This window comes from Georgenia sp. Z1344 (genome assembly GCF_049856295.1).
In the GTDB taxonomy this organism is placed as follows: Bacteria; Actinomycetota; Actinomycetes; order Actinomycetales; family Actinomycetaceae; genus JB111.
Genome location: NZ_JBNDMZ010000019.1, coordinates 27,951 through 49,908 on the forward strand (window position 1 = coordinate 27,951; position 21,958 = coordinate 49,908).

Annotated in this window: 13 protein-coding genes; 6 read left to right on the forward strand and 7 right to left on the reverse strand. The window is 73.5% G+C overall.

The window, feature by feature from the left end:
* Positions 1-15: 15 nt before the first annotated feature.
* Together ACPYO6_RS16220 and ACPYO6_RS16225 are read left to right on the forward strand one after the other, a co-directional pair.
* Complete coding sequence (locus tag ACPYO6_RS16220; protein ID WP_425715831.1) at positions 16-1,341, forward strand: aminotransferase class I/II-fold pyridoxal phosphate-dependent enzyme; 1,326 nt, start codon at positions 16-18, stop codon at positions 1,339-1,341.
* A gap of 282 nt (positions 1,342-1,623) precedes the next feature.
* Complete coding sequence (locus ACPYO6_RS16225) at positions 1,624-2,391, forward strand: GolD/DthD family dehydrogenase (protein ID WP_425715832.1); 768 nt, start codon at positions 1,624-1,626, stop codon at positions 2,389-2,391.
* Positions 2,392-2,405: 14 nt separating this feature from the next.
* On the opposite strand, the gene uidA is transcribed toward ACPYO6_RS16225, so the two are convergent.
* Positions 2,406-4,256 carry a beta-glucuronidase gene (gene uidA, locus ACPYO6_RS16230; protein ID WP_425715833.1) on the reverse strand — a complete coding sequence of 617 codons (1,851 nt, stop codon included), beginning with the start codon at positions 4,254-4,256 and terminating at the stop codon, positions 2,406-2,408.
* An 85-nt stretch (positions 4,257-4,341) separates the two neighbouring features.
* On the opposite strand from uidA, the gene ACPYO6_RS16235 reads away from it, so the two are divergent.
* Positions 4,342-6,675 carry an alpha-glucosidase gene (locus ACPYO6_RS16235; RefSeq protein WP_425715834.1) on the forward strand — a complete coding sequence of 778 codons (2,334 nt, stop codon included), beginning with the start codon at positions 4,342-4,344 and terminating at the stop codon, positions 6,673-6,675.
* A 127-nt stretch (positions 6,676-6,802) separates the two neighbouring features.
* Here the strand turns inward: ACPYO6_RS16235 and ACPYO6_RS16240 are convergent, their stop codons facing one another.
* A complete protein-coding gene (locus tag ACPYO6_RS16240) occupies positions 6,803-7,552 on the reverse strand; it encodes a YggS family pyridoxal phosphate-dependent enzyme (RefSeq protein ID WP_425715835.1) in 750 nt (249 codons plus the stop codon).
* A 343-nt stretch (positions 7,553-7,895) separates the two neighbouring features.
* On the opposite strand from ACPYO6_RS16240, the gene galT reads away from it, so the two are divergent.
* Positions 7,896-9,020 (forward strand): galactose-1-phosphate uridylyltransferase, encoded by a 1,125-nt coding sequence (gene galT, locus ACPYO6_RS16245; RefSeq protein ID WP_425715845.1) that lies wholly within the window; start codon positions 7,896-7,898, stop codon positions 9,018-9,020.
* The gene (locus ACPYO6_RS16250; RefSeq protein WP_425715836.1) at positions 9,013-10,227 is read left to right on the forward strand and encodes a galactokinase; all 1,215 of its coding nucleotides are present in this window, start codon (positions 9,013-9,015) and stop codon (positions 10,225-10,227) included. Before galT ends, ACPYO6_RS16250 begins: the two co-directional genes overlap by 8 nt.
* Positions 10,228-10,291: 64 nt before the next feature.
* Here ACPYO6_RS16250 and ACPYO6_RS16255 read toward each other — a convergent pair whose 3' ends face one another.
* The 5 genes from ACPYO6_RS16255 to ACPYO6_RS16275 form a co-directional block, all read right to left on the reverse strand.
* A complete protein-coding gene (locus ACPYO6_RS16255; RefSeq protein WP_425715837.1) occupies positions 10,292-11,101 on the reverse strand; it encodes a VIT1/CCC1 transporter family protein in 810 nt (269 codons plus the stop codon).
* A 245-nt stretch (positions 11,102-11,346) separates the two neighbouring features.
* The gene (locus tag ACPYO6_RS16260) at positions 11,347-11,940 is read right to left on the reverse strand and encodes a hypothetical protein (protein WP_425715838.1); all 594 of its coding nucleotides are present in this window, start codon (positions 11,938-11,940) and stop codon (positions 11,347-11,349) included.
* Positions 11,941-12,204: 264 nt separating this feature from the next.
* Positions 12,205-15,066, reverse strand: a complete 2,862-nt coding sequence (locus ACPYO6_RS16265; protein WP_425715839.1) for a DEAD/DEAH box helicase — start codon at positions 15,064-15,066, stop codon at positions 12,205-12,207.
* A gap of 22 nt (positions 15,067-15,088) precedes the next feature.
* Positions 15,089-16,378 carry an APC family permease gene (locus ACPYO6_RS16270; protein ID WP_425715840.1) on the reverse strand — a complete coding sequence of 430 codons (1,290 nt, stop codon included), beginning with the start codon at positions 16,376-16,378 and terminating at the stop codon, positions 15,089-15,091.
* Between the two features lie 9 nt (positions 16,379-16,387).
* Positions 16,388-18,055, reverse strand: coding sequence for a heparan-alpha-glucosaminide N-acetyltransferase domain-containing protein (locus ACPYO6_RS16275; RefSeq protein ID WP_425715841.1), 1,668 nt, complete (start codon positions 18,053-18,055; stop codon positions 16,388-16,390).
* A gap of 313 nt (positions 18,056-18,368) precedes the next feature.
* Between ACPYO6_RS16275 and ACPYO6_RS16280 the strand changes: the two genes are divergently transcribed.
* Positions 18,369-21,956 carry a hypothetical protein gene (locus tag ACPYO6_RS16280; RefSeq protein WP_425715843.1) on the forward strand — a complete coding sequence of 1,196 codons (3,588 nt, stop codon included), beginning with the start codon at positions 18,369-18,371 and terminating at the stop codon, positions 21,954-21,956.
* The last annotated feature ends 2 nt before the right edge of the window (positions 21,957-21,958 follow it).

Below are 21,958 nucleotides of genomic sequence, written 5' to 3' on the forward strand. Positions count from 1 at the left end.
GTAGGCTCGTACCCGATGACGACATCTGAGACCGCCCGCGAGATCACGGGCTCGACGGCGGCCGAGATCGTCGAGAGCGTCCGCGGCCTCGTCGAGCGGGGACGCCTGGCGCCGGGGGAGCAGCTCCCGTCGGTCCGGTCCCTCGCCGACCGCCTCGGGCTCAACCGCAACACCGTGGTCTCCGCCTACCGGCTCCTCGGCCAGGCGGGGCTCGTCGTCACACGCGGGCGCGCCGGGACGCACGTCGCCGGGCTCGCGTCGGTCCCCGAGGAGGGGTACGCCGCAGACAGCGTGCTGCGCGACGTCGCGACCGGGAACCCCGACCCGACGCTCGTCCCGGGCATCGAGCGGGCGCTCGCCACGCTGTCGAGCCGGCCGGTGATGTACGGGGAGCGCGTGATCGACGCCGGGCTCGAGGGGCTGGCGCGGGAGTGGCTGCTGCCCGACGTCGGGGCCGAGGGCGAGGCCCGGCTGACCGTCACGGGCGGGGCGTTCGATGCCGTCGAGCGGCTGCTCGCGCAGGCGCTGACGAGGGACGACGCCGTCGCGCTCGAGGACCCGTGCTTCCTCGCCACGCTGCGTACCGTGCGGCTGGCCGGCTACCGCCCCGTCCCGGTCCCGGTGGACGCCGAGGGGATGACCGTCGAGGGGCTGCGGGCCGCGCTCGAGCAGGGCGTGCGCGCGGTGGTCTGCACGCCGCGGGCGCAGAACCCGACGGGCGCGAGCCTGAGCGAGGCGCGGGCGGCCGAGCTGCGGGCGCTGCTGGTGGACCACCCCTACGTGCTCGTCATCGAGGACGACCACTTCTCCCGGCTCTCGCGCCGCCCGTTCCGCACGATCGTCGGGCCGGACCACCGGCGGTGGGCACTCGTCCGGTCGGTGTCCAAGTTTCTCGGCCCGGACATGTCGCTCGCCATCACCGCCACCGACCCGGGCACGGCCGAGCGGCTCGCCCTGCGCCTGAGCCCGGGCACCACGTGGGTGAGCCACGTCCTCCAGAGGCTCGCGCACGCGCTCCTCACGGATGCGGACGCGTTGGCCACCATCGAGCGGGCGGCGGCTCACTACGGGGCGCGGAACGCGGCGTTCGCGGGGCTGCTCGCCGAGCGCGGCATCGACGTGCCGGGCTCCGACGGGCTCAGCCTGTGGGTGCCGGTGGCCGCGCCCGCCCGGGAGGTCGCCGAGCGCCTCATGCGGCGCGGCTGGCTCGCCCGCCCCGGGGACGAGTTCGCGATCGACGACGCCGAGGGGTCGCGGCACCTCCGCCTCACGGTCCATCACCTCGACGACGACGCCGCCGAGCTGCTCGCGGACGACCTCGCGGCGGCGTCCTCGGCCTGACGAGGGGCAGACCCTGGCGGCCTCGCTAGAGCCAGGTCCGCGTAATCCTCGAGCATCTGCTCGGCGCGCCGGAGTGAGCCGGGCTCTGGGTTGTGCCGTCAGCAGGAGCCCGCGAATCGCAGAGGTCACTTCGTCGTCGATGAACGCCCGGATGTCGCCGTCGGCCTCGGACGCGGCACAGGACCGAGGTCCTGGTGCACGAACCCATCCGGGGTGAGACGGTGGACGAGGCGCCGGTCGAGTGCCGGGCGCCGGATCGTCGACCGAACGAAGGAGACCACCGTGTCCGAGACCGCACCTACCGTCGACCTCGACTTCAGCCTCGCCGGGAAGGTTGCGCTCGTCACCGGCGGAGCCGCCGGCATCGGATCCGCGATCGTCGACGCCTTCGCAGCGAAGGGCGCCCGGATCGCCGTCCTCGACCTCGACGGCGAGGCCGCCGCCGCGAAGGTCGCCGACCTCGAGGGCGGGCTCGCCGAGGCCTGCGACGTCTCCGACGAGGCGTCGGTGCAGCGCGCCGTCGACGCGGTGATCGCCGAGACCGGGCGCATCGACATCCTCGTCAACAGCGCGGGGATCGCCCTCCTCGGCCCGGCGGAGGAGCTCCCCGCGGCCGACTTCCGGAAGACGATCGACATCAACCTCACGGGCTCGTTCCTCGTGGCCCAGGCCGTGGCCCGGCACATGCTGCCCGCCGGTCAGGGCCGCGTCATCAACATGGCCTCCCAGGGAGGGAGTGTTGCCCTCGACCAGCACGTGGCCTACGGCGCCTCGAAGTTCGGCGTCATCGGCCTGACGCGGAACCTCGCCAACGAGTGGGGCGGCCGCGGCGTCACGGTCAACACGATCTCGCCGACCGTCGTCCTCACGGACATGGGCCGCAAGGCGTGGGCCGGCCCGAAGGGCGACGCGCACAAGGCCGAGATCCCGACCGGCCGCTTCGCCTACCCCGAGGAGATCGCGGCGACCGCCGTGTTCCTCGCCTCCGATGCTGCGGCGATGATCAACGGCGCCGACCTCGTGGTCGACGGCGGATTCACCATCCGCTGACCGCTCGGCGGCGACTACCGCGCGGGTCGGTCGGTGCGGTGGTCGTCGTCGGGCCCTGCGTCTCGATCGCGAGCCGCCCGCCAGCGCTCCCGCAGCGCGTGCGCGGCCGCCTTGGGGCGCCGGTCGCGGGTGAACGCGCCCTTCTTGTTGCCGCCCACCCGCATGACCCCGGCCTTGGTCGCGAAGTCGGCGAAGTTCCACACGTGCTCGCCGATGACGGCGTCGATCGAGTCGAGCACCCGGTGGTTCATCTCGAGGTACTCGACCTGGTACTCCTCGCTCCACGGCTCGGCCGGGTCGGAGTGGAGCCCGGCCAGGGTGTCGGCGCCGTACTCGGTGATGATGATCGGCTTGCGGTCGGTCGCCCACGCCTGGAGTTCCTCGGTCCAGGCTCGCTCGGCGGCGGCGAGCTCCCCGGTGTGGACGTACGAGCCGTAGTGGCGGTTGAGCATGAGGACGTCGGCGAACTGCGAGACCCGGCACGTCCCGTGCGGGGCGAGCATGACGTTGACGAACCCGACCGGGCGCGTGGCGTCGAGCTCGCGGGTGAGCGCGAACAGCGGCCGGAAGTACGCCTCGGCGGCCTCCGTGTCCGACTCCGGCTCGTTGGCGATCGACCACAGCACCACGCTCGGGTGGTTCTTGTCCCGGTGGACGAGCTCGCGGATCGCCCGGGCGTGGACCTCGCGGCTCTCGTCGTTGATCGTCTCCGGCGAGAAGGTCGTGTACCCCTGCGCGCCGAAGATCCCGCCGCCCAGTCCCATGTTCTGCCCGACGGCGGCCACCTCGTCGATGACCACCAGCCCGTGCCGGTCGGCGTGCTCGAGGACGTCCTGGCTGTAGGGGTAGTGGGAGGTGCGCAGGGAGTTGGCGCCGATCCAGTGCAGGAGCTCGGTGTCGTGGACCAGGTGGGCGTCGGAGTGCCCCTTGCCGATGACGTCGTGGTCCTCGTGCATGCCGAAGCCGCGGAAGTAGAACGGCTCGCCGTTGATGAGGAGCTCGGTGCCGCGCACCTCGACCGTGCGGACGCCGACGCTCTGGTGATAGCTGTCGAGCACCTCCTCGCCGTCGATGAGCCGCACCTCGAGGTCGTAGAGGTAGCCGTTCCCGGGCGCCCAGCGGTGGACGTCCGGGACGGTGAGCGTGCCGGCGGCGCCGCCCGGGCCGGCCTCGGCGTCGTCCTCCGCGACGACCCGGCCGTCGGCGTCCCGCAGGATGACCGCGACCGTCTCCGTGGCCTGCGAGGACGCCTCGACCAGCCAGTCGATCGTCCCGGTGGTGCCGTCGAGGCCGGGGACGACGGTGATGTCGGTGAGGTGGTCGCGCGGCGTCGAGTGGAGCCAGACCGAGCGGTGCAGCCCGGCGTAGTTGACGAAGTCGTGCCAGTAGGTCTGGCGGCGCCCGTCCTCGGTGTCCTCGACGACGCCCGGCGGGATCGACCGGAAGGTCAGCGTGTTGTCGACGACGACGGTGACGCGGACGGTCTCCCCGGGGCGTACGTGGACGGTGACGTCGACCTCGAACGGCGTGTAGCCGCCCTCGTGGGAGACCACCTCGGTCTCGCCCACCCACACGGTGGCGCGGTGCGTCGCAGACTCGAGGTGGAGGACGATCCGTTCGCCGGCCCAGCCCCGCGGGACACGGACCGTGCGCTGGTACCAGGCCTCGCCCACGTGCTCCCGGACCGCACGGTCGGGGACGAGGTCGTTGTAGCTCGCGGGCACGGCCATGTCCCGGGCGCCGGGGAGCCGTCCGGCGAACCAGCGGTCGGTGCGACCGCGGCCGTCGGGGTCGAGGGCGAAGTCCCAGATCCCGTCGAGCGGACGGCGGTCGCGGGTGGCGGTCTCCTGCGGTCGCATGGTCATCGTCGTGCCCACTTCGTCGGCAAGTGTCTCCACGCTGCCACCAGGCGGTCCGGGCCACAACGCGACGCGGACCTACGATGACGCGGTGACGAGCAGCGATGCCGGGCGACGACGGGGGCGACGACGCCCGAGGCGATGGCGCCGGATCACGCTCGTCGTCGCACTCGTCCTGGTCGTCGGCGTGACCGCGGGGATCCTGTGGCGACTACCCCCACCGGCGACCGACCTCGCCGATCCGCCCACGGGCGACCTCGATGCCGGGGACGGGGGGACGTGGGAGGTCGGGGGGTTCGACGTCGTCGTGGGGGACTCGCTCACGGTCACGCACGACGACGCCGACGGCCCGGTCTGGGAGACCGCGCCCGGGGACGCGTTCCTCACCGCGGCGGCTGGGGAGACGACCTACCGGGACGACGTCGGACTGCTGCGGATCGACGACGAGCACGACGCGACGTGGGCGGCGCAGACGATCGATTCCGTCGAGCCCGACGGCGACACCCTGCGGCTGACCGGGACCCTGACCGGGGACGACGGCGATCTCGGCCCGGTCGGCTGGGAGATGGCGCTGAGCGAGGGGGCGCCCGGGCGGCTCGACGTCGACGTGCGGATCGCTGCGGAGGGGGCCGCTGGGGAGTCCGGCGACGGCGAGGCGGACGGCCGCGCGCCGAACCGGCTCTACCTCTCCTCCGTGCTGGCCGAGGACGAGAGCGTGCATGGGCTCGGCGCGCAGAGCGGCGACTTCGACCTGCGCGGCCGGCGGGTGCCGATCGTCTCTCGCGAGCAGGGAGTCGGGCGCGGGAACCAGCCGCTGTCGTTCGCCGTTGACCTGGCGGAGGCCGCCGCGGGCGGGCAGGACACGACCTACCTGGTCAGCGGCGTCAACGTGACGAGCGAGGCGCGCAGCCTCGCCTACCGGGGCGAGCGGATCGCGAGCGTCGACCTCACCGGTGAGGGTCTCGTGTGGGAGGTCTGGGCGGACGAGGCGTCGTTCTCGCTCGCTGCCGCGGGGACGCCGCTCGAGGCGGTCGAGATCCAGTCGGGCTGGGCGGGGGCGGCCGACCCGCCGCCGAGCTGGACGCAGGAGGGCGCGATCGTCGGGCTCCAGGGCGGGACCGACGAGGTGCGCGCCGAGCTCGAGACGCTGCGGAACGCGGGCGTGCCGGTCGCCGCGGTGTGGCTGCAGGACTGGACGGGGCGGCGCGTGACCTCGTTCGGCGACCGTCTCCAGTGGAACTGGGTGCTCGACGAGGAGCGCTATCCCGGGTGGGACGAGCTCGTCGCGGAGCTGGAGGCCGAGGGGATCCGGGTACTCACGTACACGAACGCGTTCGTCACGGCGGACAGCGGGGCGGCCGCGGCCGAGCGGGGCGGGCGCGACCTGCACGCCGAGGCCGCCGAGCTCGGGCACCTCGTCCTCGACCCCGCGGGCGAGGTGTACGAGCTCGACCAGCAGGGGTTCGACGCGGCGATGGTCGACCTCACCAGCGAGGACGCCCGGGAGTGGTTCGCCCGCGTGATCGCCGACGAGGTGGCCGACGCGGGCGCGAGCGGGTGGATGGCCGACTTCGCCGAGGGGCCGCCGCCGGACGCCGTGCTCGACGCCGGGTCCGGCGAGCAGTGGCGCGCCGCCTGGCCCGTGCTCTGGCAGGAGGTCAACGCCCGGGCACTCGAGCTTGCCGGGCTCGAGTCCGAGGGGCTCGTGTGGCACCGCAGCGGGCACTCGGCGTCCGCCGGGGCCGCGGACGCGCTGTGGCTCGGGGACCAGATGCAGGACTGGTCGGCGGAGGACGGGCTGGCCTCGGTCCCGGCGATGCTGCAGGCGACCGCGGCGAGCGGGATGGCGCAGATGCATTCCGACGTCGGCGGGTACACCTCCCTCGCCCTACCCGTGGTCCCGGACATCGGGCGCGACGACGAGCTGCTCGCCCGATGGGGTGAGCTCTCGGTGCTCGGGCCGGTGCTGAGGACGCACGAGGGCAACCGGCCGGCAGAGGTGGTGCAGGCGGCGGGATCGGCGGAGACTGCCGCGGATCTCGCAGCGTCGGCGCGGCTGTTCGTCGCGCTCGCACCCGAGCGGGCCCGGCTGACGGAGGACGATCCGCTCGGCGCCGCGCAGCACCACCCGTGGATGATCCACGGGGGTGCGGAGCTCCTCGAGGGGGCGGGTGCCGAGATCGCGATGGGGCCCGACGTGCTGCTCACGCCCGTGCTCGAGCCCGGGGCGGAGAGCGTGGAGGCCGTGCTGCCGCCCGGTCGTTGGGTTCATGCGTGGAGCGGGGGCGTGCACGGGGAGGACGACGGCGTGACCGAGGTCGAGGTTGACGCACCGATCGGGCGGCCGGCGCTGTTCGTCCGCGAGGGGACGCAGGTCGCCGACGAGATCACGGCCTTCGTCGCGGACGAGCGGAGCTCGTCCTGACGGGTGCCGTTCGTCGTCGGGCGTGGGGTTGTGGTGTCGGGTGTGCACCAGCCGCAATCTCGACGGTCACCAGCCGCAATCTCGACGGTCACCAACCGCAATCTCGACGAACGGGTGGCGGGACTCCCTACGCGGGGGTGGGGCGCGGGCCGAAGACAGCCGTGCCGACGCGGATGATCGTCGCGCCGGCGGCGACGGCCGGCTCGATGTCCCTCGACATCCCCATGCTCAGCTCGAGCGCCCCGAGCCCGCCGACCTCCTGACCGATCCGCTCGCGCAGCTCGGCGAGCTCGGTGTAGGAGGCCCGCACGAGTCCGGCGTCGGGGCTGTTGGCGCCGATCGTCATGAGACCGGTCAGCCGGAGGTTCTCGCACTGGCCGACGTAGGCGGCGAGGTCGACGGCGGACGCGGGCTCGACCCCGTGCTTCGTCGGCTCGCGCGAGGTGTTGACCTGGATCATCACGTCGAGCAGACGCTGCTCGGCCCGCGGCCCGATCCCGTCCCCGGCGTCGAGGCGGCGCCCGACTGCCTCGTCGATCTTGCGCGCGCGTCGGGGCGACTCCACGGACTGCACGCACGTGGTCCACGGCAGCGCCGCGTTGATCTTGTTCGACTGCAGGTGCCCGATGAGATGCATCTCGTGGCTGTGGACCTCGGGGGCGGCGAGCTCGGGCCCGGACGTGACAAGCTCGTCGACCCGGTTGTGGCCGAGGATCGTGGCGCCCGCGTCGAGCACGGCGAGCATGTCGGCGATCGCCTGCGTCTTGACCGCGACGAGCACGCGGACCTCGCGCTGGTCGCGGCCGGCGGCATCCGCGGCGGCGACCACGCGGTCGCGCACGGTGCGCATCCGCGCGAAGAGGTCGGACTCGGTCATCGGGGCACCTTATCGCTGCGGGGGAGTCGCGTCGGAGATGCCTCCGACGCCGGACGACCGGTCCGTGAGCTCGCGTGCTCGGTCCCCGGCACCGGTCGGTACGCCGGAGCGCGGGACCGTCCGACGTCGGGCTGTGACACGGGTACCCGCGGGCGCGGTAGCGTCATGGAACGGCATGCCATGTGCCGACGAACCGGACACCTCCGACGGAGACGACGTGGTCAGCAGCACCCCCTCGGGCGACGGGCCCGCGCCCTCACCCGCACTCTCGACCGGGACGACGACGACCGGGACGACGACGACCGGGACGACGACGACCGGGACGACGACGACCGGGACGACGATGACCCGGGCGGCGCTCGCCGACGGCCGCGAGCTCATCTACTTCGACGCGCCCGGTGCTCCTCCGCGCGTGCCGAGCCCCGACCCGCGCACCCTCGCCCCCCGGCCCGCGACACCCCGGCTCCGGCGCGACCCGCTGACGGGGGACTGGGTGACCGTCGCGAGCGCGCGGCAGAACCGCGCCTTCCTGCCGCCGGCCGAGTTCGACCCGCTCGCGCCGCAGACGCCCACCAACCCCAGCGAGATCCCGGACGACTACGAGGTGGCGGTGTTCGAGAACCGCTCGCCGTCGTTCGGACCGGGGCTCGGCGAGCCGGCGAAGACCGGCGGCCTCGAGCAGGTGCGGGACGCGGTCGGCCGGTGCGAGGTCGTCTGCTTCAGCCCCGACCGCACGGGCTCGTTCGCCACGCAGACGGAGCGGCGGGCCCGCACGATCATCGACGCGTGGGCGCAGCGCACGGCGGAGCTGAGCGCGATGGACGGCGTCGAGCAGGTGGTCGTGTTCGAGAACCGCGGCGTCGAGATCGGTGTGACCCTGCACCACCCGCACGGCCAGATCTACGCCTACCCCTACGTCACCCCGCGCACGCGGGCACTGCTCGACCAGGTGCGCGCCCACGGCGGGGACCTCCAGGGCGACGTGCTCGCGAGCGAGCTCGCCGGCCCTCGCGTGGTGGCGCAGACCGATCGGTGGGTCGCCTACGTGCCCTTCGCGGCCCGCTGGCCGATCGAGCTGCACGTGCAGCCGAGACGTCGTATCCCCGACCTCGCCGCCATCGACGACGACGAGCGCACCGAGCTCGCGGGACTGTCGTTGCGCCTGCTGCGGGCGGTCGACGCCCTCTACGGCACCCCGACGCCGTACATCGCCGCGTGGCACCAGGCGCCCGTGCGCGAGGGGCGCGACGACGTCCGGCTGACCTGGCAGATCACCTCTCCGCGGCGCGCCGTGGATCGGCTGAAGTACCTCGCGGGTTCCGAGGCCGCGATGGGCGCCTGGGTTGCCGACATCGTGCCCGAGGCCGGCGCGGAGCGGCTGCGGGAGGCGCTCGCACGGGTCGACGCGGACGCGGCTCGGTTCGATGCCGACGAGGCCGCGCGCGACGGGGACGGCTCGGATGAGTGACGGCACGGGCGCCACAGGGTCGAGCTCCACTGGATTGAGCGCCACCGGGCTGCGCGACGCCTTCGCCGCCACGTTCGGGCACGCACCGACGGGCGTCTGGTCGGCCCCCGGGCGCGTCAACCTCGTCGGCGAGCACACCGACTACAACGGCGGCGCGAGCCTGCCGTTCGCCATCGACCGTCGGGCCCGGGTCGCCGTTGCCCTGCGCGAGGACGGGGTGGTGCGCGCCGGCACGAGCTTCTCCCCGGACTCCGTCACGTTCGATCTCGGCGGGCTCGCGAGCGGGTCGGAGCGCCCGACGGGCTGGGGCGCCTACGCCCTTGGCGTCGTCTGGGCGCTCGGGGAGGTCCGACCGCTCGACGGCCTGTCCGGGTTCGACGCGTGGATCGACTCGACCGTCCCTGTCGGTGTGGGGGTGTCGTCGTCGGCCGCGGTCGAGGCCGCGATGTGCGTGGCCCTCGACGAGCTGTGGGGCCTCGGCCTCGACCGGCAGACGATGGTGCGGGTGTGCCAGCGCGCGGAGAACGTGGTGGCCGGGGCGCCGACCGGCACGCTCGACCAGTCTGCCGCGCTGCTCACCCGGCCCGGGGCCGGCATCCTCCTCGACTTCGGCCGCGGCACCGTGTCCCAGGTCCCGCTCGACCTCGACGACGCTGGGCTCGCGATCCTCGTCGTCGACTCCACCGTGCGCCACGACCACGCCACCAGTGGCTACGGAACGCGGCGGGCCGAGTGCGAGCGGGCGGCCCGGATCGCCGGGGTGGAGCACCTGGCCGAGGTCGCGCCGGGTGAGGTGGCCGGTTGGTCGGGGCGGATGCCCGACGTCGAGCTGCGCCGGATGCGGCACGTCGTGACCGACACCGCCCGGTGCCACGAGGTCGCGCGCCTCCTCGCGGCGGGTGAGCCGCGCGCGGTCGGGCCGGTGCTCACCGAGGCGCACGCGTCCCTGCGGGACGACTTCGAGGTCTCGGTGCCGGCGATCGACGCCGCCGTCGACGCCGCGGTGGCCGCCGGCGCGCACGGCGCCCGGCTCACCGGGGGAGGGTTCGGCGGGGCGTCGATCGCGCTCGTCGACGCCGCCGACGCCGAACGCATCGCCGCCGAGGTCACCGACGCGGTGGAGGGCGCCGGCTTCCCGCGGCCCGACATCTTCCCCGTCCTGCCGAGCGGGGGCGCTCGCCGGGACGACGACGAACGACCGGGCTGATCCGGCGCTCCCGTCGTGCCGGTCCGGGATCGGCGTCCCCGGCCGGCCCCGACGCGCGAGACCGTCAGCCGATCGCGCCGCCGACGAGCGAGCCGATGCCGTAGGTGACGAGCATGGCGATCAGTCCGCCCGCGATCGTTCGGACGGTCGCGCGACCCTGCGCGGCCTCGCCGAGGCGGGAGGAGACGAGCCCGGTGAGGGCGAGCGCCACGACGACGGCGAGCATCGTCGCCGGCACCCGCAGCGACACCGGGGTCAGGAGCATCGCGGCGAGCGGGACGAGGCCGCCGAGCGTGAACGCCACGAGCGAGGCCACGGCGGCCTGCCACGGGCTGACGAGCTGCTCCTCGTCCATGCCGAGCCGGACGTTGAGGTGGGCGTCGACGGCGTCGTGCGCGGTCATCGCGTCGGCCACCTGGCCGGACAGCTCGGCCGGGACGCCGGTGTGCTCGAGCGACCCCATGAGCGCGAGGCGCTCGCGCTCGGGGTCCGTGGCGAGCCCGGAGCGGATGCGCGCGATCATCGACCGCTCCGTGTCGCGCTGGGTGGAGACCGAGACGTATTCGCCGGCGGCCATCGACAGGGCGCCGGCCACCAGCGCGGCCACGCCCGCGATGGCGAGCGCGGTGACCGACGAGCTGGCTCCCGCGACCCCGACGACGAGGCCGGCCACGGAGACGATGCCGTCGTTCGCGCCGAGCACCCCGGCGCGAAGCTGGTTGAGGCGCGCGCTCGACCCCACGCGCTCGTCGTGGGCGCTCGCAGCGGCCAGGGCGTGCTCGGAGGGGGCGTCCGGCGAGGCGCCTTTCGACGTCGGGACGTCAGGTTTCGGACGGATGGTGCCGCTCGGGGCGGGGTCGAGGAAGAGGGTCATGACACTGACCGTACGCCGCGCCCAGGTGCTTGTCACCGTTGGAAAGGCTGGCCTCACGTGCCGACCTGGGTGTGCGTCGTTCGTCGTCGGGCGATGGGTTGGTGAGCCTTACCTCACAACGTCAAGAGAGGGTGAGGCGAGCCTCACCTCACGCGTGCCAGTCGGTCCCGCTGTCGTCGAGATTGCGGTTGGTGCTCATCGAGATTGCGGTTCGTGCTTACCGAGATTGCGGTTCGTCGGCGCGCCTACTCGTCGAGCAGCCAGTGGTTGCGCATCCCGAGGGCCCGTTCGAGCGCGGCGACGACGCCGGCGACCATGAGCGTCACGTTCGCCCAGCTCGGCAGGGACACCGGTGAGGTGAAGTCGAACCACCCGGTCCAGCCGGACACGAGTTGCACGAGCTGAGGAAGCTCCAGCAGCAGCGCGAGGGCCAGGATCGTCCACGAGACCACTGCGAGGAGCCTGCTGGCCGCGGGGCGCTCGCGCTCGAGGTCGGCCCGCCACCGTTCGCCCGTCCCGGGGCGCGGCTCGAGCTGGACCTCCTGACCCACGGCGTCGACGAGGTGTGCGCGCGAGAGGCCGTACGTGCTCCACGCGACCTCGATCCGATGCCCGTGCGGGAGCTCGAACCGAGACTTGCCGCGCTGGACGCGGTCCTGCACGCCGTCGCGGTAGAGGTGGACCTTCTCGGAGAGGTCGAACAGGTCGACGTCGACGTCCCAGGTGGTCCCGCCGAGCGTCGTGCCCAGCTGCGCACGCCAGAGCCACTGCCAGCCGGTCACGGGGCGCAGCTCACTCTCGTCGCCGGGCTTCTCGCCCTTCGGGCCGTCGGATGTCACGGCACCGAGTCAAGCAGGCGGGGAGGGGGCAGGCGTCCGCCGTCCGATCGACGCGCGGTGTCATCCCTTCGATCGACCCGACGACGACGAACAGCGCGAATCGTGCCCCGCCCGGACCATGTCGAGAGTGCGGTTCGCGGGCCACACCCGCACTCTCGACAGGTCCCGTCATCGAGAGTGCGGTTCGTGCGCACCGAGATCGCGGTGTGTGTCGCACCAACCGCAGTTTCGACGTGCACCAACCGCAATCTCGACGAACGGGGGTCAGGAGGCGGCGGCCACGCGGACGACCGCGAGGATGACGCGACCCGCCTCGTCCGACGCCGCGAGGTCGACCACCCCCGTCAGCGCCCAGTCGAGCTCCTCGTTCTCGTCGACGAGCCGCTGCGTGACGAGCCACCAGCGCCGCTCGCCCGGCTCCGGGGCCGCGTCGACGTCCACGCCCGCGAGCTCGAGGTCGGCGTCGTCGGGGTCGGTCGTCACCGTGACGACCTGGCGGCTGGTCGCGTCGGGCCCGGTCGAGAGCCACTCGTGGGCGTCGTAGAAGTCGTCGAGGACCCGCGTCCAGTCGTCCTCGGTCACCGGTGCGCCCGGCGCCAGGGCCGCCGCCACGCTCCCAACCGCAATCTCGACGGAAGGTTTGCTCCCAACCGCAATCTCGACGGAAGGGTTGCTCCCAACCGCACTCTCGACGGAAGAGGTGGGCCAGCCGGAGCCGGCCACCAGCCGAGCGAGCGCGCCTGGGTTGTCGTTGGCGATCTGCCGGACGTACGCGGTGCTCGCCCGCAGGACCGCCGACCGGAACGCGTGCGTGTTGCGCGTGAGCGCCACGTTGCCGTCGGCGTCGGCCCCCAGCCGCGGCTCCTCGAGCCCCCCGACCGCGTGCGCCGCCGCCTGCGCGTCCCCTGGGTCGACCGTGCCGTCGGCCAGCGCCGACCACTCGTCGAGCAGCGAGGAGTCGACCGACCGCACGAGCGCGCCGAGCCAGTCGACGATCTCGGTCACGGCCTCGGTCCGGTGCGCGTCGGGCACGACCTGGCGCAGGGCCCGGTAGGCGTCGGTGAGGTAGCGCAGCACGACGCCCTCGGAGCGGCCGAGGTCGTAGCGGGAGATCAGCTCGGAGAACGTCGACGCGCTCTCGACCATCTCGCGGACCACGGACTTCGGGGCGAGCTCGAGGTCGGCGACCCACGGGTTGGACTGGCGGTAGGTCGCGAGCGCGGCGGTGAGCATCTCGTCGAGCGGCCGCGGCCACGTGACCTCCTCGAGCGCCTCCATCCGCTGCTCGTACTCCACGCCCTCGGCCTTCATCGCGGCGATCGCCTCGCCGCGGGCGGCGCGCTCCTGCGCGTAGAGGACGGGGCGCGGGTTCTCGAGGGTGGCCTCGACGACGGAGATCACGTCCAGGGCGTGCAGCTCGTCCTCGACGTCGAGCAGGTCGATCGCCGCCAGCGCGAAGGGGGCCAGCGGCGCGGTGAGCGCGAAGTTCTTCGGCAGGTCCAGGGTGAGGCGGACGTAGGGCTCGCCGGGGTGCGCCCGGCGCCACGCGGCGTCGGCATGCTCGACCACGCCGGCGAGCCGCAGCGACCGGTAGATCTCGATCGCCCGGCGCACGTGCATGTTCCGCGGCGTGTCCGGCTCGTGGTTGTCCGTGAGCAGGCGGTACGCGGCGGCGACCGGGTCCCCGGGGCGGGCCAGCAGCGCGAGGATCATGGTGTGGCTGACCTGGAGCTGGCTGGTCAGCCGCTCCGGGGTGGCCTCGACGAGCCGGTCGTGCGTCTTCTCGGTCCAGTTGACCAGGCCCGGCTCGGGCTTCTTGCGCTGGATCCGCTTCTTCTTCGCCTCGTCGTCGCCGGCGCGGGCGAGGAGGCGCGCGTTCTCGATCTCGTGCTCCGGCGCCTGCGTGACGACCTCGCCGAGGGTGTCGAACCCGGCGCGCCCCGCACGCCCCGCGATCTGATGGAACTCGCGGGCGGTGAGGTGGCGGACCCGTTCGCCGTCGAACTTCGTCAGCGCCGTGAGGACCACGGTGCGGATCGGCACGTTGATGCCCACGCCGAGGGTGTCGGTCCCGCAGATGACGGGGAGCAGGCCGCGCTGGGCGAGGCGCTCGACGAGCCGGCGGTAGCGCGGCAGCATCCCCGCGTGGTGGACGCCGATGCCCTTGCGCAGCAGGCCGGACAGGGTGACACCGAACCCGGGGCCGAAGCGGAAGTCCCCGATCGCCTCGGCCACGGCGTCGCGCTGCTCGCGGGTCGCGATCTTCACCGAGGTGAGCGCCTGGGCGCGGGTGACCGCGTCCTTCTGGGAGAAGTGGACGACGTAGGCGGGAGCCCGGTGCGTGGAGGTCAGCTCGACGAGCAGGTCCTGCAGCTGCTGGACCGACCACGTGAAGGTGAGGGGGACGGGCCGTACGGCGTCGTCGACGAGCTCGACCTCACGGCCGGTGCGCCGCGTGAGGTCCTCGCGCAGCCACGTGACGTCGCCGAGCGTGGCGGACATCAGCAGGAACCGGGCGTGGGGCAGCTCGAGCAGCGGGATCTGCCAGGCACCGCCGCGCTGCGGGTCCGCGTAGTAGTGGAACTCGTCCATGACGACGGTGGCCTCCGACGTCGGACCGTCGGGCCCCTCGCGCAGCGCCGTGTTCGCGAGGATCTCGGCCGTGCAGCAGATGATCGGGGCGTCGGGGTTGATCGAGCTGTCGCCGGTGACCATGCCGACGTTGGCCGCGCCGAACAGGTCGACGAGCTCGAAGAACTTCTCCGAGACGAGCGCCTTGATCGGCGCCGTGTAGACGCCCGGGCGGCCCTGGGCGAGCGCGTGCGTGAGGGCCCCGACGGCGACGAGCGACTTCCCCGAGCCCGTCGGCGTGGCGAGGACGACGTGGGCGTCGGTGGCCAGCGCGACCAGCGCCTCCTCCTGGTGCGGGTACGGCTCACGGCCGGTCGAGGAGACCCAGTCGAGGAAGCCCTCGAGGATCGCGTCGCCGGTGGGCGTGCCGTCGGCCTCGTCCTCGAGGCGGTCGAGGAGCACGTTGAGCGGCGGACCGGCGACCTCGTCCGACGACGGCGCCTCCGGCGCGGGGGCGGCGGGCGTCTCGACGTCGGGCTCGGGGGAGGTGGTCACCGGCCCAGGGTGTCACGCCCCGTCAGCTGCGCCGGCGGAAGACGACGACCGCCCGGCCCGCGAGGCCGACGGCGAGGACCGCGAGGCCGGCCACGAGCGAGGTCCACGGCAGCGTGGCCACCAGCACCACGCACCCGATCAGCCCCACCACCTGCAGCGCCCGCGGGTACCTCCGGTCGTCGCCCGCCTGCGTGAGCGCGGACAGGTTGGCCACCGCGTAGTACACGAGCACGCCGGTCGAGGAGAAGCCGATCATCTCGCGCAGGTCGACGAGCAGGACCGCGACGGCGACGACCGCGCCGATGACCATCTCCACCCGGTGCGGCACCTTGTGGACGGGGTGCACGGCGTCGAGGACCCCGGGCAGGTCGCGGTGCCGGGCCATCGCGAGCGCCGTGCGGGAGACCCCCGCGAGCCCGGCGAGGAGCGCCCCGAGGCAGGCGGCGGCCGCGGCCACGCGGACGAGCCCCTCCGACCACGGGCCGAGGCCGGCTGCCTGGGCGGCGTCGACGAGCGGGGCCGCCGAGGCGGCGAGGTCGCCCGGCCCGAGCGTGCCGAGCAGTGTGAGCGCGACGACCGCGTACAGGAGCACGACGGCGAGGAGCGTGGTGACGATGGCGCGCGGGATCGTCCGGCGCGGGTCGCGGACCTCCTCGCCGAGCGTGGCGATCCGCGCGTACCCCGCGAGCGCGAAGAACAGCAGTCCCGCGGACTGCAGCACGCCGTACGCGCCGCCGGGGGCGTCCCAGCTCCCGAGGGCGGTGCCCGGGTCCGCGCCCCCGCCGGCCCACATCGCCACGAGCACGACGACGAGAAGCGCGAGGACGACCCCCGCGATGACGGCGGCCGCCCGGGCGGTGCGGCTGATGCCGCGGAGGTTGACCGCGGTGAGGGCGAGAACGGCGAGGGCGGCGACCGGCCGCGCCAACCCCGGCGGGACCGCGTACGCGGCGAAGGTCGTGGCCATCGCGGCGGCCGAGGCCGTCTTGCCGATGACGAAGCCCCAGCCGGCCGTGAACCCGGCCCACTCGCCGAGGCGCTCGCGGCCGAAGACGTAGGCCCCGCCCGAGGTGGGGTAGGCGGCGGCGAGCTGCGCCGTCGACGTGGCGTTGCACAGCGCGACGACGACCGCGATCGCGAGGCCCGCGAGGAGCAGGCCGCCGGCCGCTCCAGCCGCGGGGCCGAACGCGGCGAAGACGCCGGCGCCGATCATCGACCCGAGGCCGATGGCGACGGCCCCGGGCAGTCCGAGCCGCCGGTCGAGCGAGCCGGACGGGCCCGGGGGAGCCGACGGCGTGGGGGGTGCGGTCACCCGCGAAGGTTAGGCCGGACCGGTGTCCGCCGGATGAACGGGCGGCGGGGCGAACCGGGACGTGTCCTCGACGTCGGGGCGGCCCGCGGCGGGCGCCCGGGACGGAGCGGGGGCGGCGTACGAGGCGGAGGCGCCGTTCGTCGTCGGCCATGGGTGCGTGCCCGGGCTGGGCGCGACCGGGGAGACTCGCTCCCCGGCGTCCGTGCGGGCGGCCCGGACGGAAGCCGCGTGCATGAGGCGTTCGAGCGGCCCGCGGCCGAGCGTGAGGTACCAGGCGAGGCAGCCGATCGCGAGCCCGCCGGCGAGGTAGGCGAGCGGCCGGTTCGTCTCCTCGAACGTGGCGAAGGTGTCCGGCCACCAGTCGATGGCGATGACGTGGGCCGAGTACGCGGTGAGCGACATGGTCCCGATCGCGCGGATCGGGAGCAGCGCCAGGTGGACGACGCGCGGCAGGAGGAGGCAGGCCGCGAGGATCGTCAGGGCCACGCCGCCGGAGCCGACCATCTCGACCGGCGACGCCGAGTGGGCCGTGGCCTGGAACAGGTCGAGGGTGCCCGGCCAGACGACGTCCGTGTCGAAGGTGGCCCCCGGGAGCCCGGGAAAGTGCCACGGCTCGCCGCCGCCGGTCGTCGCGTCGCCGGCGCCGGGGGAGGACTCGTCGATCACCGCATCCGGCTGCTCGCCGACCCAGAGGAACTGGCCGGACTGCTGCTCGCCGGGGAAGGGGTCGTCCGCGCTCTCCTCGCCGAACGCCATCGTGCCGACGTTCGCCGCGCGCAACGCCGCCCCGCCGCCGTAGCCGACGCCCGCCGAGAGCAGCCCGGCCCCGAGGAGGATGAGCAGCACCTTCCAGCTGCGCAGGTCGAGCCGCGCGACCCCCATGCCGACGAGGACCAGGCCGAACCAGACGAGGCCGGGGTAGAGGCCGAGCAGGGCGTCGAGGACGGCCCCGTTGACGCCCCAGGAGTCGCTCACCATCCCCGACGCCGTGATGAGCGTGAGCAGGTACGGCTTCGCGATGGCGGCGACGAGCGTCCACACCCCTCCGACGACGAGGAGCCGGCGGGCGCGCCACCGGTGGAACGGCAGCGAGAACATGAACCACACGGCGTAGAAGCCGAGGATGAGCGCGACGAACGTGTCGAGCATCGCGAGCAGCGCCGTGATCGCGAGCAGGAGGACGGCACGGACGAGGATGCGGGTGCGCGACTGGAGCGCCCGCACGCCCGTGTACGGCGTGCGCCCGCCCGTGAGGATGCCGAGCGAGACGCCGGCGAGGAGGCAGAAGAGGATCGAGCTGCGGCCGTGGGCGAACCCGAGCCAGCCGGACAGGGTCGACAGGTCGTCGGTCGTGTAGCCGACGTGCGCCGTGACCATGCCGAGAACGGCGATGCCGCGCGCGAGGTCGAGGCCGACGAGGCGGCCCGTGCTGCGCGGGGCCGCGGGGCCGGACTCCGTGGTGCGTGCGGCGGTCGCGGCGCTCGCGCCGCTCGTGGCGGGACGGCCGTTGACGTACGGCGAGGCGTTGGTGCTCGGTCCGGCGTTGCCGTACGGCGAGGCGTTGGTGCTCGGTCCGGCGTTGCCGTACGGCGAGGCGCCGGCGTACGGCGAGACGCTGCCGTTCGCGTGGCCCGCGGAGGCCGGTGCGGACATGGGCGCCGCGGGCGTGTGACTCATGCGCGCATCCTGCCGCGCGAGGCGCCGTGGGCACGACCTCGCGTGCCCGCGCGGGCGGGGGAGCGCTCCCCATGTGCCGCCGCTCACGCTCCGCGGAGCGGTTCTGTGTCGCGGAGGTCGGTCGGGCGAGAACGCTCATCTGCGCACGCCGTCCGACAGGCGCATGATCCGGCCGAATTTCGGGACATCGTACGCATCGTCGCAGGTCAGTTCACTTGCTCGTCACATCTCGGACGTCCCCGGGTCGCTCACGCGGCGCAATGTGCGCGCGCCGGGCTGCGCTGCCCGGTTCCACCCCTCAAGGAGCAGTCACATGAGTCACGCACGATCGCGCCGCCTCGCCGCGGCGGCGCTCGGCACCGCCCTCATCGGTGTCGCACTACCGGCCGCCGCCGTACCAGGCCCGGCCCCGCTCGAGCCGGACGCACCGGCCACGGCGGAGGACGAGGCCGCCGGCCCCGTCCTTCCCACCGAGTGGGAGGCCGCGACGGCCACCCCCGAGCAGGAGGCCTCCGGCGCCCCCACGCTCACCCCGGCCGACGGGACCCGCATCGCCGGTGCGGAGACCCTGGTCGCCGCCCGCACCTCGGCCGACGACCCGGTGGCGTCCATCGCGGTCGACGGCGAGGAGCTCGTATCCGCGCCCACGCTCGGCGGCGACGAGGTCGCCTACTTCCAGGCCGGCGTCGGGTCGAACTCCATGGCGCGCGGCAACGGCAACTACCTCATCGTCAACGGCTCGCGCGTCGCCATCCTCGACACCTGGGTGAGCGAGACCACGCAGATCCCCGTGCCCTACGACCTGCTCGTGCACGGCCAGAACACGATCGTCCTGCACTCCGGCGCCACGCCGGGGTCCTGCGGCCTCAACTACGACGACTTCGGCGTCTCCAACTTCAACCTCGAGCTGGCCGACGGCACCCGGATCCGGGACGACGAGCAGCACCCCGTCATCACCCTCGGCGACGGCAACTGCGGCCACATCCCCGACCGCCCCCAGTCCGTCGAGCTCACCTTCACCATCCCCGGCGAGCCCGGCGACGACTCGGGCCTGCTCCACGGGCTCGACACCACCTCGCTGTCGGACGGCGAGCACGTCGTCACCGCCGCGAGCGAGTCCGGCGCCGAGACGACCCACACCTACACGGTCGACAACACCGGGCCCGCGCTCGTCTCGTCGAGCCCCGCCGCCGGCGACACTGTCATCGGCGACCTGACGATCGCGGCCGAGGTCGCCGACGAGGCGGGCCTGCGCGGCGAGACCGTGCTCACCCTCGACGGCGAGCCCGTCACGGCCGGCGACACCCTCGCCACCGACGACCTCGTGGCCGGCGAGCACGAGCTCGTCGTCGAGGCCGAGGACCGGCTCGGGAACGGCGCGCGCCACGTCGTCGCGTTCACGACCGCCCCGAGCACCCCCGCCTTCGGTGAGCTCGCGCCGGCGGACGGCACGACCGACGTGGGCGACGCCGTCGAGCTGTCGGCCGAGGTGACCGACCCGAACGGCGCCGACCTCACGACGACCTTCTACGCGGCGGACAGCGCCGCGCCGAGCGCCGCCCACCAGGGAACCCTCCGCGAGGTCCCGCTCGGTCAGCTCGACCTCACCGGGCAGGAGGAGGCAGCAACCGACGCGCTCGACAGCGTCGACGGCGAGGTGCTCCGCAGCCCTGCCGGTGAGGACGTCACCTTCCAGCGCTTCGACGTGCCCGTCGAGGCCGCCGAGGACGACGAGATGGTCCTCTCGTGGGCCGGTGAGGTCGACCCGGCCCGCGGCGTGCGGCTCTACGCCTGGGACGTCACCGAGGCGTCCTGGGAGCAGATCGGCGACACCCGCGGCACCGCGGGCGCCGAGACCCGGCTCGGCGGCACCGTCGGCATGCAGCACGTCGACGCCGGCGAGGTGCACCTCCTCGTCGAGGGCTACGACCCGTTCGCCGACGACATCGACGACGCCCCCGACGGCGCCTTCCGCGACCCGGGCACGTACGACTTCTCGCTCGTGCACATGACCGACACCCAGTACTACACCGAGGGTGCGATCCAGCGCGAGGACGAGACCGAGCGGGCGAACTTCGAGGCCGCGTACCGCGGGATGGTCAACTGGGTGGTGGACAACGCCGAGGAGCGCAACATCGCCTACACGTTCCACACCGGTGACATCACCGAGAACCACTTCATCCTCACCGAGAACGAGGAGTGGAACGAGCAGGTGCGTGGCGAGTTCGAGCTCGCCGACGAGCTGCAGGGCATCCTCGACGACTCCGGCATGCCGAACGGCGTGCTGCCCGGCAACCACGACAACGTCTACGGCCTGGACAACGACCTGTACAACGAGTACTTCGGTCCGGAGCGGTACGAGGCGCTGTCCGAGGGCTGGGAGAACGCCGAGTACGGCGGCCCGTGGCGCGAGGGGGACAACTCCGCGCACTACGACCTGTTCACCGCGGGCGGGCTCGAGTTCATCGCGGTCCACCTCCCGTTCTGGGCCTCCGACGCCCAGCTGACCTGGGCCCGCGAGACGCTGGCCGATCACCCGGACCGCAACGCGATCCTCGCCTCGCACGACTACCTCAACGGCTCGGACTCGCCCGACGGTCGGGGGGCTCCGTTCGCCAACCCCGACGGCCAGCGGATCTACGACGAGGTCGTCTCGCAGAGCCCGAACATTTTTCTCACCCTGACCGGGCACATCCACGGCGTCGGCATGAACGTCCGCACGGACGTGGCCGAGCCCGGGCACAACGTCGTCGAGCTCCTCGCGGACTACCAGGCCTACGAGGTCGACGGTGAGTTCATGACCGGCTTCCTGCGCCTGCTGCAGTTCGACGTCGACCGCTCCGAGATGACCGTGGACACCTACTCGCCGTGGCTCGACAACCACGGCGCCACCGAGTTCGACCCGAAGGAGCGCTACAACGGCTCCGAGGACGAGTTCACCGTCCCGGTCGACCTGTCCACGCGCACGACCTCGATCGCCACCGACGCCGTCTCCGTCGCCGTCCTCACCGACGACGTCATCGGCTCCGCCGACGTCGCGGGCGAGGGCACCGCCACCGCGCAGTGGGCCGGCCTCGAGCCGAGCACGTCCTACGGCTGGTACGCGGTCGCCGAGAGCGCCACCGGCGGCTCGGCCGTCTCCCCGGTCTCGAGCTTCACCACCGCCGGCAGCGCCGAGGAGCCGGAGGAGCCCGAGGAGCCGGGTGACCCGGTGCCGCCGACTCCGGGGCGTGGGTTCTACCTCAACGACGGCTGGGACGCGGTCGCGGAGCACGAGTTCTCCTTCGGCCGGGTCGGTGACGAGGTGCTCGTGGGTGACTGGGACGGTGACGGGAGCGACTCGCTCGCGGTCCGTCGCGGGAACAGCTACTTCCTGTCCAACTCGCTGTACGGCGGGAACGCGGACGTCGAGCTCGACTACGGCCGGGCGAGCGACACGGTGCTCGTGGGTGACTGGGACGGTGACGGCGTGGACACCTTCGCCGTGCGCCGGGGGAACAGCTACTTCGTGTCCAACACCCTGGAGTCCGGGGACGCGGAGACCGAGCTGGACTACGGCCGCGCCCCCGACGCCGTCCTCGTGGGTGACTACGACGGCGACGCGATCGACACGTTCACGGTGCGTCGGGGGAACCGGTACTTCATCGCCAACTCGCTCACCGGTGGGAACGCGGACTCCGAGCTCGCCTACGGCCGGGCCACGGACGAGGTGTACGTCGGTGACTGGGACGGTGACGCGGTCGACACGTTCGCGGTGCGGCGTGGGATCACGTTCTTCGTCTCGAACTCGCTGACGTCCACGGTCGCCGAGATCGAGCAGGACTACGGCCGCTCCGGTGACGAGGTCTTCGTCGGCGACTGGGACGGCAACGGCACCGACACCGTCGGCATCCGCCGCTGACC